Raw genomic sequence first — 13,443 nt, 5'->3', positions numbered from 1 at the left:
AAAAATGAGGAGCGAAACGACAAACGGCGTGAACAGACCGAGCAGACTGATCGCTCGTTGTTCCCGCCGTTTGTCGTTCCCGCCGTTTATTCTTGGCGCCCGTAACCTTAGCGCTCCTGACTCTTAGCGCCGTTCATTCTTAGCGCCGTTCATCAGTCACCGTTCACTCCGGCGCGCCCGCGATCTGCGCCCCGACGCGTCCCGGCAGCGACGGGTGTTGCTTCCACATGTACGCGCCCATGGCGCCGGACGCGATCAGGTTGGCGATGAAGACCTGCAGCCACGTGATGTCGCCGAATCCCTGTGCGAGCACGGTCGTCCAGCCGATCCAGCCCACTTCAAATGCGACGAACAGACCGGCGAAACCGATGAACGACGACGGTACTTTCTCGGCGCTGTTCACCACCCACGAGAAGAGGTAGCCGATGACGCAGAAGAGCGCGAAGTGGAAGACCGTGTAGCCGACGAAGGCGGCCGCTCTACTCGGGGTGTCGCCCTGCAGGAACAGCGATCCCAGTGAACTGCCCAGCATGACCGGGGTGGCGAGAAGCTCTCCGCGTGTCGCGTCGAGAATGGCGAACCAGACCGCGATCGCGGTGGCTCCGATGAGTCCGGCGGAGATTCCTTCACGTGCCACTCGATTGCCCGTAGACATCCGATGCCCTCCTCCAGTCACGGTAATTTCAGAGGTCTGCCCCTCGACAAACCTCGTCAACGCTGTACATAGCTTCGTCAGCAGTACATATCTGCAGGATGAAGTCCGTGTGCCTGATGATGCGCTCCTGTAGCTCTACGCCACATGGCGATCGTCGTTCCCCGATGCTCTCCCGTGGTAAGCGGCGGTGGTCGGTCATTGCTGCAATCCGGCTCTCGCGAGAGTACCACCTAATCCCGAGTCCTGCCATGCCCCGAGCGTCTCGCCCTGTTCTGGCCACGTTGCTGACCGCCGCTGGTCCCAGCTTGCTGCTGCTCGCCGCGTGCGGTGGTGGCGCGGCGGCGGACCGAGAAAAGGCCGCGGACGCAAAAGTGGCGGCCGGCCCCTCGTGCGTCAGCACGGATTCGACGCCGGTCGGGCTTGCGGTGCTCGACTTCATCACGAAGGCGGAGCCGCTTCCCAAGCGCTTCCTGAGTGCGGCCGGCACCGACTCGGCCGTGCCCGATGACGGCTTCAAGGTGCTGCAGGACAAAGGGCCGACGTACTTCTACAGCAGCGATACCGTCGCGCAGCGGAAGATTCGTGAGAAGCTCGAAGAGGTCGGCCCCTATCCGTCGATGCTGGTGGTGTTCCGTGGCAAGACCGAGGCGGACAACGGCAACACCGTGACGGTTCGACTGGGCGGCCACTACGTAGGCGGCGACGACAACGGCAAAGTATCGCCGACCAAGTCGTATGACGTGCGGTGCGACACGACCGGATGGAAAGTCGCCGCGTCCAAGGCCGAGGGCGGCGCCTGATGGCGGAGCGACCCGAGCGACTCGTTTCGCTCGACGTGTTCCGGGGAATGACCGTGGCTGGCATGCTGCTGGTCAACAACCCCGGCACCTGGTCGGCGATTTATCCGCCCCTCGAGCATGCCGCGTGGAACGGGTGGACGCCAACTGACCTCATTTTCCCGTTCTTCCTGTTCATCGTCGGCATTACCACCGAACTCTCGCTGCGCGCGCGGCGCGCCCGCGGTGATGATGAGCGCGCCATTCTGCGGCAGATTCTCCGCCGCGGGGCGCTCATTTTCCTGTTCGGCTTCCTGCTCTCCGGCTTTCCGTTCTTCACGTGGCCGCCGGCGCTTCCGGAGGCCTCGTTTCTCGATCGGGTCGTCGACCGCATCGAGCATTGGCGCGTGCTGGGCGTGTTGCAACGCATCGGCCTCGCCTACCTGTTCGGTGCGCTGCTCACGTGGCGTACGACACTCCGGCAGCAGTTCGCCATCCTCGCCGTTCTGCTCTTCGGATACTGGGCGCTGATGACGCTGGTGCCGGTCCCTGATACCGGCGTGGCGGGTCGTTTCGTCCTCGACAAGCCAGACCAACTGCTGAGCGCCTGGCTGGACCGCACGATCCTCGGGACGAACCACCTTTGGGTCGGCGGCAAGACGTGGGATCCCGAAGGACTGCTGAGTACGGTCCCGGCGATCGGCACGATGATCCTGGGCACGTTTGCCGGACGATGGATCGCGCATCAGGAGCGCCCCCTCACCGATCGTCTCGCGGGTTTGTTTGCAGTCGGCGCGCTGACGATGATGCTGGGACTCGTCTGGCACTGGGTGTTTCCTATCAACAAGAGCATCTGGACGAGTTCGTACGTGCTCTTCACGGCCGGCATGGGCGCCGTGTCGCTCGCGACCTGCATGTGGATCATCGATGTGATGCAGGTGCGACGCTGGACGTTCCCGTTCGTCGTATATGGTACCAACCCCATGCTCGCGTTTCTGGGGTCCGGATTGATGGCGCGTATCACGTCATCGATCTGGACTTGGGATACGGGCACCGGCAGTCGGATCTCGGCGCAGGGATTCGTGTTCAACACCCTGTACGCCTCATGGCTTCCGCCGCGGGAAGCGTCGTTCGCGTACGCCTTCAGCTTCGTCGCCCTCTGGTTCCTGATTCTCTGGGGCGCCTGGAAGCGTGGGTTCGTCCTCAAGGTCTGACGATGACGCCTTTTCGGCTCACGAGTACCGTTCGCCGCCGTTCGCTCGCCCTGTTTGCGGGCCTCCTTATCGTCGCGCCGCCTCACGCCGAGGCGAGCGCTGCTTCTGTCGCCGCCTCGGCGACCGCGGCGACCGCGCTGGCGATGCAGTCACGAGCAACGCGGCAAAGCAAGCGCCCCACTCCGAAGAAGAAGACGCCAACAAAGCGCAGCACGCGCAGTACGCGGGCGGGGCGTACGCGCGCGCCCATCATCCCGGTGCTGCGCTTCACGTCGCCGCGTGGCGAAGCCGCGCTCACCAGCGATCTCACTACGTTGCTGGGAAGCCGCACGAGAAACGGGGAATGGGGCGCGATGGTCATCAGCATCACGCGCGGCGACACCCTGTTCGCGCACGGCGCTGACAGCAAGATGGTGCCGGCCAGCACCATGAAGCTGTTCACCTCCGCCATCGCGTTCGAAAAGCTCGGCCCTGAACACACCTTCAGCACCGATGTGCTACGCGACGGGCCGCTGGAGGCCAATGGCGTGGTCCGCGGCGACCTCGTGCTGCGCGGTGATGGCGATCCTTCCATGTCGCCGCGATTCGTGCGTGGCGGCCCGGACGCCTCCATGACCATGTTGGCGCGTTTTGTAGCGGGCGCGGGCATCAAGCGCGTTACCGGCGACCTGGTGGCCGACGCATCGGCGCTCGAGATGCGCGGCATCCCCGAAGGCTGGCTCACCCGCTACGCCGGCGCTGGCTACGCGGCGCCCTTCTCGGCGCTCACGCTCAACGAGAACATCGTCATTGTGGGGATCACCGCCGGTGGCGCGGGTGGCGCGGCCACGGTGTTCCTCGAACCGGCCACGCGCGGTCTGACGATCACGAACACGGTGCGCACCGTGGCTGGCAGCAGCACGCGCATCAGCGCCCATCGCGTCGGCAACGATCGCGTGGTCGTCTCGGGCGTCATCGGCGCGCGCGCAGGCACCGTGCGCTATCAGCTCGTGGTCGGCGATCCGGCCACGTTCACCGGCGGCGCGTTTCGCGCCGCCTTGGAAGCTCAAGGCATCACGGTGGATGGCGCGCTGCGGGTCGGGCGAACCCCCGACAACGCCACCTTGATCACCAGTCTGCCGTCGCCGCCGCTGGCACGCCTGATCTCGACGATGAACCGCGAGAGTATCAACATCTTCGCCGAACTCCTGTTCCGCGGCGCCGCGCGCGGCACCGACAAGCAAACGCTGGGATCGGCCGAAAATGCCTCGGCCACGTTGCACGAGTTCATGGTGCGTCAGGTCGGTGCCGCGCCCGACGCGGTGAGTGTCACCGATGGCAGCGGTCTGTCTGTGCTCGACCGGGTCACGCCGCGCAGCCTGGTGCAACTGCTGGCCCACGCCCATCGCGCCCCGTGGGGCAGTGCGTTCCACGCGTCGCTGCCGGTCGCCGGTGAATCCGAACTCCTGCGCAACCGCATGCGCGCCACGCCGGCGCAGGGCAATCTGCACGCCAAAACGGGCACCACGAACGAGGTGATCGGGCTCTCGGGCTACGTGACGGCCGAGAACGGCGAGATCCTCGCGTTCGCGTTCCTGTACAACGGCAAGGACCGCTGGCATGCCCGCGAAACGATCGACGCCATGGGCCCGACCATGGCGGCGTTCTCACGGGAGTGAGCGTCAGCTGGTTGCAGCGCTCGGTCCCGCTTCGGTAGGCGCCGTGCTGACGAGCGACGGTCCGTAGGTTCACGCGAAGCTCGCGAAGGGCCGCGAAGGTTCGCGAAGAACAGCAACAAAAATGCGTTCGCAGTTCTTCGCGTCCTTCGCGTACTCCGCGATCTTCGCGTCACAGCTGTTACGGCCTTACCGCCTCGGCTGGCGCCGTGCTGACGAGCGACGGTCCGATCTTTGACGCGAAGCGCGCGAAGTCCGCGAAGGGCGCGAAGAACAGCAACCACAAATGCTTTTGCCGTTCTTCGCGTTTCTTCGCGGCCCTTCGCGCTCTTCGCGTGAACCTACGATCCTGCGGCCGGCTGGTACTACCGCTTGCCCCGCGACTTGCGGGCCTTGCCGCTCGGCATCGGGCCGCGAACCGTGCGGGCGCCGGCTGACGGGTCGAGGTCGATGCCCTTCGCCACGCTCATGGCGCGGACCATGGTGGTCGAGAACGACGCGCTATTGGAGCCGGCGACCACGGTGCTGTTGTAGCCGACCGCGAACGCTCCGCCAATGCCGCTGGGGGCGCCGGTAACGCTCCAGAGCAAGTCTGTGGTGCCCGTGGTCAGGGCGCTCCATGACGAGCCGTTGTAGCGCAGCAGCGTTCCCTGTTCACCGGTCGCGTAGAGATCGGCCGCGTTCGGGCCCCAGACCGAGGTGAGCACCCGGCTGCTGCCCGTCGTCACTGACGACCACGACGAGCCGCTCAGGGAAAATGCCACCCCGCTGCTGCCCGACGCCGCGGCGCCAACCGCGGTGGCGCCCGTGCCGTTCGTCCAGACGCCGGCGAGCGTGCCGGTCGTGGTCGCGTTGACGGTGCTCCAGCCGCCAGCGCTCAGACGCAGCGCCGCTCCGTTCTCGCCGGTGACGACGATGTCGGTGGGCGACGAGCCGTGAACGGCCCACAGCGCGTTGCTGCTCGTGGCGGCAACGGCCCACGACGAGCCGTTGTAGCGGACGACCTCACCCGCCGCCGTCACGGCGTACACATTCGACCCGCTGGTGCCCCACAGACCGTACACGCTGGCAGTGGACGGAAAACTCATGGCCGTCCACGTCGTGCCATTGAAGCGCAGCATGGTGCCGTTGTCGCCGGCCGCAAACGCTTCGGTCGCGTTCGCCCCCCACACCGCATTGAGCGTGGCGGTGGTCGGCGTGGCCTGTCGCGCCCACGCCGATCCGTTCCAACGATAGATGAATCCGAATTCGCCGACCGCCCACGCATTGGTGGCCGAAGTCGTCCAGGCGTCGATCAGGTCGGGAGCCAGTCCGACCGTTTCCCAACTACCGGTCGCGAGACGCTGCACGCTGCCGCGCTGTCCGCCCACCCACACCTGTCCGGCGACGTCGGCCGACAATGAGAACATGCGCGGCGTGTACGGCGTGGTCACCCGGGTGAGCGACCCACTGTTCAGCAGGAGCAAGCCGTCATCGCTGGCGATGTACAGCCGCGTGTCGCTCGACGACACCGCGCTGACGGCATACAGGTCGGCCACGATGCCGTTGCTGTTCACCGTCGTCCAGGCACCGCCGCTGAACGACAGGATCGTACCGAACGCACCGACGGCCACCACCGTGGAGCTCGTCGTGCCCGATACGCCGCTGAGTGACTCGGTGGTCGGCACGGTCTGACGGGACCAGCTGCCGTTGCCGAAGCGAAGTACTTCGCCGTTTGCGCCGACCGCGAACGCGATGCCGCCGCTCGCCCACACACTGTTCAGCGTCTGCGTCGATCCGGTGCTGCTGACGCTCCACGTCGAACCATTCCAGCGCAGCGCGGTGCCATTCTCGCCCACCGCGAAGCCGCTGAGCGTGCTTTCCATGAACACGCTGTTCAAGCGGTTCGTGGTGCCCGAGCTTTCGATACTCCAGATCGAGCCGTCGAAGTGGATCGTGACACCGTTTGTGCCCACGGCCATGACGTTGCTATTCGACGATCCGTGCACGGCCAGGAACTGCGTGCCATACGAGGCACCGCGCACGGCCACCGACCAGGTGCTGCCGTTCCACCGGAACACGTCGCCCACGCTGTTGACGGCGAAGGCGCTGCTGGCGTCGATCCCGCGCAGCGAGACGACATCTTCATAGAGCGCGCCACCGAGTCGCGTGGCGGCCCATGTGGTCGCGAGGCCGTTGGACACCGACACGAACGCCGTATCACGCACCGTGGTGTCGGCAACCGACTGCACGACGATGCTGGAGCTGCCCAGCGCGACCGCCGTGACGAGTCCGGCGGCGCTCACGCTGGCCACCGCGCTATTCGTGCTGCGATAGGTCACCGCGGTCGACAACGGCGCATCCGCCACGACGGTCGGCACCAGCTGCACCGTCTGTCCGGCCAGCATCGCCGCCGTGCCTGGCGTGACACTCAACGAGCGCACGACGGCTGCGACCGTGATGGTCGACGTCGCGCGGCGCGAGGTATCGGCGACGGCAACGGCACTCACCTCCGCGGTTCCGACGGCGATGCCGGTGACGACACCCGTGGACGACACGGTGGCGACCGAGGTATTGCTGGTGCGCCACGTGACGGCCGTGGTGGCGCCGTTCTCCGTGGTGACGGTGGCGACGATCGCGCGCGTACCGCCCACACCGACTGTCGCCGCTACCGGTGACACACTCACGGCCGCCGCATAGCGCACGGTGAACAACGAGGTGGCGCGCTTGGTCGTGTCGGACGCCGAGATTGCGGTGATGATGGCCGTACCGGCCGACACACCACTCACGAGCCCCGACGAGGACACGGCGGCCACCGTCGCGTTGCTCGTCCGCCAGATCACCGCCTGCGAGGCGCCGGGATCGGCGGTGAAGTTGACGCCGAGCTGGCGGGTGTCGCCGGTGAAGATCGTGGCCGCGGCGGGCGTGATGTCGAGGTCGCGCACAACGGGCACGATCGTGACGGCGGCGGTGCCGCGGCGCGTGGTGTCGGCGACCGACACGGCGGTGATGAGCGTGCTGCCCACCGAGACGCCGGTGACGACACCGGTCGAGGAGACCGTCGCGACCGCGTTGTTCTGACTGCGCCACGTGAGCGCCGTGCTGAGTCCCGGTTCGAGATTGACCGAGGCGGCCAGCGTGCGCTGCTCACCGGTGCCCATCGAGAGCGTGGACGGTGAAATCGCAATGGAGCCCGCAGACGTCACGGTGACCTGCGCCGTGGTCGTCACGCGGACATCACCGACGGCGTTGATGCGAATGATGGTGTTACCGGGTGCCACACCGGTCACGATGCCCTGCGTGTTCACCGAGGCGATCGACGGATTGTCGGAGAGCCAGCGGAGGTCCAGCAACGCGCCGGCGTCGGCATCAACCGCGGCATTGAGCTGTAATTGTCCGCCAGCGATGACCGACACGGCCTGCGGGGCAATGGTGATCTTGCGAACGGCCAGCACGCCGACGCTGATCTCGAGCAGCAGATCGCCCGTGCGGGCTCGAATCGTCGCTTGACCCGGCGCACGCGCGGTGACCATCGCCGTCGAACCGCTTCCCGCTACATCGGCGATCGCGGCGTCGGAACTCGTCCAGGTGACGGGTACGCCGGCAATCGCGTTGCCCGACCGGTCGCGGGCCGTGACTGTGATCGATTGGGATGCGCCGACGGCGTTCAGACTGATCACGCCGGTCGAACTCTCGAAGCGCGTGGGCGTGCCGCCCGTGCCACCACCGGAATTACCCGTGACGCCATCGGCCGGCGCGGCGCACGCCTGCAGACCGATGGCGAGCATCGATCCGAGCATGACCGGAGAAATCCAACGGGCTGCGCGACGAAACGTCGAGCGCGAGCCGTACTTGTTCGGGGAAACACGCATGAGAACCGCACGCACCAGCGAAGGTCGAAGCGCGCTGCTCTGGAATTGCGGGTACATCCCCGCCAAGGTCCGCAGCGCACAATGTCATCCAACTCACACTTTGGACGACCGATGCCGACGCACGGCATCATTTCGCACAGGCGTTCGTGGGTGCTATCACGGTGCGGGCACCGCTGTTTCAGCGGCGGCGTCGGGGAAAGATTTTCGTCCCAGAACGCTCAAGTTTTTCACACACCGTACACAAAAACATTCTGCTACGGATGAGCGAGCGGCGCCGTGACCGAGGGCACGGCGCCGCTCGTTGTTGTGAAGAGCTTCACACCTGCCGCGGCTATCGCGACGACTTGCGTTTGCGGGCGTCGCCGTGCGGTTGTGGGCCGCGGCGCACGCGTGCCGACGCCGATGGCTCGAGTGATCCGCGCGCAGGCGCCTCCGATGCCGCGCGAAACGCCGCGCGAAACGCCGTGGACCCGCTCGCAGCGACGATCGTGCTGTTGATGCCAACGGCGAACCCTGCAGACGCATTCGGCGCCCCCGACACGCTCCAGAGCAGGTCCGTCGTGCCGGTGGGCATCGACGTCCACGTGTTGCCGTTGAAGCGCAGCATCGTGCCGTTGTCCCCCGTGGCGTAGAGGTCGAATTCACTCGGGCCCCAGAGCGCCGTGAGCGCTGGCGTCGCGCCGGGCTGCAGCGACGACCACGCGGTGCCGTTGAAGCGGTAGGCGATACCCGCCGTGCCGGCGGCATTCGCGCCGTCAGTGAACACGTTCGTGGCGCCAGTGAGCCAGATGCCTGACAGCGTGCCTGTGGCGGGCGCGGGCAGCGCGGTGAACACGGCGCCATTCAGTTTCCACACGGCGCCGTTCTCTCCTGCCGCATACACGTCTGCCGCCGATGCACCGTAGACGGCCCACAGCGGCGCCGACGCGGTGGTCAGAAGCGTCCACGCGGAGCCGTTGAAGCGGAGGATCTCGCCCGCCTTGGTGGTCGCGTACACGTTGCCACCGTTCGTGCCCCAGACGGCCGACACCGTGCTCACACTGGGAAAGGCCATCTGCACCCATGAGCTGCCGACCAGTCGCAGCATGGTGCCCGATTCGCCGCCGATGAACCCTTCACCGGTGGTCGTCGTCCAGACGCTCGTGAGCGTGGCCTGCGTGGGCACCGTGACCTTGGTCCAGTTGCTGCCGTTCCAGCGGTACACGAATCCGAACTCACCGACGGCCAACGCATCGTTGGCCGCCGCGGTCCACACGTCGAGGAGATCGGGGGCCAAGTTGTTCGTCGTCCACGTCGGACCGCCGGCATCGGCGCTGCGCAGCACCGCGCCCCGCTCACCACTCGCCCACGCCGTGCCCGCGGCATCCACACTCACGCCGAACAGCTGCGGCGCGTACGGGGTGCTCACCAACGCGGCCGTGATGCCATCGAGCTGCGCGACACCGCCGTCACCCACCACATAGCGGCGTCCACCATTGGCGGCTGAGCCACTCACCTGATACAGGTCACCGGCCAGTCCGCCCACCCCGAGCACCGACCACGCCGTGCCGTTCCAGCGTAGGAGCGTGCCGTTCGTGCCGACGATGACCACGTCGGTCGCGCTGTTCCCGTGGACGCCATACAGCAGCTCCGCGCTCGGCACCGTCACGCGTGACCAGGTGCTGCCGACACGGCGCAGCACCTCGGTGTTGGCGCCAACGGCATACACCACGTTGTCACCGCCCCACACGCCGTTCAGTGCTTGTGTGGAGTTGGTGGTTTCCGTGCTCCACGTATTGGTCGCCAGCTGCAGCACGATGCCGTTATTGCCGGCCGCCCACGCCACGGTTTGGCTCTCGACCCACACCGCGTTGAGTGTCTGCGTGGTGCCCGACGTCATCGTGCTCCACGCGGTGCCGTTCCAGCGCGCGATGGCGCCGTTGGTGCCCACCGCGATGATGTTGGTGGCCGACGAGCCGTGGAGTGCCTGGTAGTCGGCACTGTTCGAGAGCGACAGCGTCCACGCGGTGCCGTTCCAGCGATAGATGTCGCCTTGCAAGTCGATCGCAAACACGTTCGAGGCGGTCACCGCAAAAATCGAAAACAGATCGTCGCGTAACACGCCGCTCAATCGCGTGGCGCTCCACGCCGTGGCCAGCCTGGGCACGACGCTCAGCGTGACCGTGTCGCGCTTCGTGCCATCGGCCACTGACGTGGCGGTGATCAGCGTGCTGCCGACGCTGACCGCGCTCACGACGCCTTGCGCCGAGATCGTCGCGACACCGCCCGCGCTGGAGCTCCAGGTCACGCCCGTGGCCACGCCCGGGTCGGCGTTCACGACAGCGGTGAGCGTGGTGCTGGTGCCGGGATTGATGCCGATGTTGCGCTGCGCGATGCTCACGCTCACCGGGCGCGGCGCCACCGTAATCGCGCTGGTGGCGCGGCGCGTCGTGTCGGCGGTTGAGAGTACCGTGACGGTGGTGCTGCCCAGCGCGACGGCCGTGACGAGACCGGTGGCGCTGACCGTGGCGGCGGCGGGATTGCTGGATCGCCACGTCACCGTCGGTGCGACCCCCTCATCGGCGGTGACAGCGGCGGTGAGCTGCTGGGTGGCACTGATGAACAGCGTTGCCGTGGTCGGCGTGACGGTCACCGCACGCACGACCGCGACCACGTTGACCGTGGTCGTCGCGCGCAGCGTCGTGTCGCCAACCGAGACGGCGGTGATCGTGGCCGTACCTCGCGCCACGCCCGACACGACACCCGCGGCCGACACGGTGGCGATCGTAGCGGCACTCGTGCGCCACGTCACCGTCGTCGGAAGTCCGGCATCGATCTGGACGGTGGCTTGCAACGCCTGCGTCTGTCCCGTGCCCAGGGACACGGTCGTCGGGGTCAGCGTGATGTTGCGCGCCGCTTGCACCGTGATGGTCGCCGTCGTGCTCACGCGCGTGTCGGCCGCGGCGGTGGCGCGGATGGTGGCCGTGCCGATTCCGATGGCGGTCACGAGTCCGGTGCTGTTCACCGTAGCCACGGTTGGCGACTCGCTGCTCCACGTGACGCCGGTGCCGGCGCCGTTGATCGCATCAACGGTCGCGCTGAGCGATTGTGTTTCGCCCACGCGAATCGTGGCCGTGATCGGTGTGACGGCGACGCCGCGCACCGTGGGGGGATTTACCACCACCGGCGGCCCGGCGGGATCACCGCCGCCACCGCATGCCGCCAGCGCAAGCGTGAGCGCGGCGAACCGGATTCGACGCAGGGCGACCGTGAAACGAGTCCGGGCAGACGACGGGGCTGAGTGCATGGCGTGGCGAGAGTGACAGGCGAGCCGACCCGGACGACAGCGGGTACCCCGGGAGCCGGAGTACCCGCCGCTACTTACGCCGGCGGAATGGTGACCGTGCTGAATTCCTGCGTGTCGCGCGGCGCGGTCATGGCCGCCGGATTGAGGATCTCGTCGAGCTGCTCGCGAGTGAGCAGCTTGCGCTCGAGCACAAGATCGAACACGCCGCGCCCGCTGGCGAGGGCCGTCTTCGCAATGTCGGTCGCGATTTCGTAACCGAGCACCGGCACCAACGCCGTCACGATGCCGATCGAATGCTCAACGAAGTAACGCATGCGGTCGGCATTTGCGGTGATGCCGGTTACACACCGCTCACGCAGCACCATGCACGCATTGCGCAGCATGTCGATGCCACGCAGCAAACGATAGGCGATCACCGGCTCGAACGCGTTCAGCTGCAACTGTCCCGCTTCGGCCGCCATCGTGACGGTGACGTCGCCGCCGATCACTTCGAAGCACACCTGATTCACGACTTCCGGAATGACCGGATTCACCTTGCCCGGCATGATCGACGAACCGGGCTGCATGGCCGGCAGGTTGATCTCGCCGAACCCGGCCCGCGGCCCTGACGACAACAAGCGGAGATCGTTGCAGATCTTCGACAGCTTCGTGGCCGTGCGCTTCATGACACCCGACAGTTGCACGAACGCGCCGGTGTCGCTCGTCGCTTCCACCAGATCGAACGCGGTAATCACCGGGACTTCGGCGATCACGGCGAGATGCTTGCACGCGAGCTCGGCGTAGCCCGGCGGTGCGTTGATGCCGGTCCCGATCGCGGTCGCCCCGAGATTGATCTCGCGAATGAGCGACTGGGCTTCGCCCAGTCGGTCCACGTCCTCCTGCAGGGTGTGCGAGAACGCCATGAACTCCTGACCGAGCGTCATCGGTACCGCGTCCTGCATTTGCGTGCGCCCCATCTTGATCAGCGGCGCGAATTCCACGCCCTTGGCGCCGAAAGCGTCGGCGAGCCGCGCGAGTTCGATGCGAAAGCCCGAGAGACTTTTGTGCAGCGCAATGCGCACCGCCGTGGGATACACGTCGTTGGTGGACTGGCTGAGATTGACGTGATCGTTGGGCGAGATCACGTCGTAGGCGCCACGTTGCTGATTACTGAGCTCGAGCGCGCGATTCGCGATCACTTCGTTGGCGTTCATGTTGGTGGAGGTTCCGGCGCCTCCTTGAATCATGTCCACCAGAAAATGCTCGTGATGACGGCCGGCGCGTATTTCGCGGGCGGCGCGGATGATCACATCGGCATGCTCCTGTTCCAGCAGGCCGAGTTCGAGGTTGGTTTGCGCGGCTGCCTCTTTCACTGCCGCCAGCGATTCGATCAACACCGGAAACTCACGAAGTGGAATGCCGGTGATCGGAAAGTTCTCGAGGGCGCGAAGCGTTTGCACGCCGTAGAGCGCCTCGTATGGCACGTCGCGTTCGCCGAGCAGGTCGTGCTCCTGGCGGGTGCGATGGCCGCCGAAACCCAGCGTGCGGCCGCGGCCCACCAGTGTGGCATCGGCACGACGCAGGCGCGCCGAAATCGCGCGAGCGGCGCGGGCCACGAGGGCGGCGTACAGCTGCGGCGCTTCGCGCGTGATGTCGTCGAGCTGGGCGCGGGCCAGCACCATCGCGGTGCCTGGCATGATCACGCGCGCGGTGGTGCCGTGCGCGGAGTCGTCGAGCAGCAGGCCTTCGCCCACCGCCTCGCCCGCGCCCAGCGTCACCAGACGCGTGGTGCGGCCATCGGAGGATTTTTCGATCGCGACGGCACCGCTCAGCAAGATCGCGAAGCGCTGGCGGGCTTCGCCTTCGTTGAAAATGGTGTCGTCAGGGACGAGCGTGAGCGGCGTGACGTGCCGCGAAAGCTTCCAGAGGTGCGCGTCGGTGAAACCCTCGAGAAACGAGGTCGCGCGCAACGCATCGGCGATTTCGGCCGGAGTGGTCATGGGGGGGAGTAAAGGTAGGATCCTACT

At 66.6% G+C, this 13,443-nt stretch carries 7 protein-coding genes; 3 read left to right on the top strand and 4 right to left on the bottom strand.

Annotated features, from left to right (window positions below):
• Window positions 1–163: 163 nt before the first annotated feature.
• On the bottom strand, window positions 164–655 hold the full coding sequence (locus HKW67_RS12595; RefSeq protein ID WP_171225713.1) for a hypothetical protein: 492 nt from the start codon (window positions 653–655) through the stop codon (window positions 164–166).
• Between the two features lie 248 nt (window positions 656–903).
• Here HKW67_RS12595 and HKW67_RS12590 point away from each other — a divergent pair, with 248 nt between their 5' ends.
• From HKW67_RS12590 to dacB, 3 genes are read left to right on the top strand one after another with little or no spacing between them, the layout of a single operon-like run.
• A complete protein-coding gene (locus tag HKW67_RS12590) occupies window positions 904–1,455 on the top strand; it encodes a hypothetical protein (RefSeq protein WP_171225712.1) in 552 nt (183 codons plus the stop codon).
• The gene (locus HKW67_RS12585; RefSeq protein WP_171225711.1) at window positions 1,455–2,645 is read left to right on the top strand and encodes an acyltransferase family protein; all 1,191 of its coding nucleotides are present in this window, start codon (window positions 1,455–1,457) and stop codon (window positions 2,643–2,645) included. The genes HKW67_RS12590 and HKW67_RS12585 overlap by 1 nt, the downstream gene beginning before the upstream one ends.
• A 2-nt stretch (window positions 2,646–2,647) precedes the next feature.
• A complete protein-coding gene (gene dacB, locus HKW67_RS12580) occupies window positions 2,648–4,303 on the top strand; it encodes a D-alanyl-D-alanine carboxypeptidase/D-alanyl-D-alanine endopeptidase (RefSeq protein WP_171225710.1) in 1,656 nt (551 codons plus the stop codon).
• Between the two features lie 362 nt (window positions 4,304–4,665).
• On the opposite strand, the gene HKW67_RS12575 is transcribed toward dacB, so the two are convergent.
• The 3 genes from HKW67_RS12575 to HKW67_RS12565 form a co-directional block, all read right to left on the bottom strand.
• On the bottom strand, window positions 4,666–8,079 hold the full coding sequence (locus HKW67_RS12575) for a beta strand repeat-containing protein (RefSeq protein WP_171225709.1): 3,414 nt from the start codon (window positions 8,077–8,079) through the stop codon (window positions 4,666–4,668).
• A 403-nt stretch (window positions 8,080–8,482) separates the two neighbouring features.
• Entirely contained in the window at window positions 8,483–11,437 is a 2,955-nt protein-coding gene (locus HKW67_RS12570; protein WP_171225708.1) for an Ig-like domain-containing protein, read from the bottom strand.
• Between the two features lie 74 nt (window positions 11,438–11,511).
• A complete protein-coding gene (locus tag HKW67_RS12565; protein WP_171225707.1) occupies window positions 11,512–13,416 on the bottom strand; it encodes an aspartate ammonia-lyase in 1,905 nt (634 codons plus the stop codon).
• Between the last annotated feature and the right edge of the window lie 27 nt (window positions 13,417–13,443).

The organism is Gemmatimonas groenlandica, assembly GCF_013004105.1.
GTDB lineage: Bacteria > Gemmatimonadota > Gemmatimonadetes > Gemmatimonadales > Gemmatimonadaceae > Gemmatimonas > Gemmatimonas groenlandica.
Note: the sequence above shows the minus strand (reverse complement) of the source record. Positions and strands in the feature narration are given on the sequence as shown.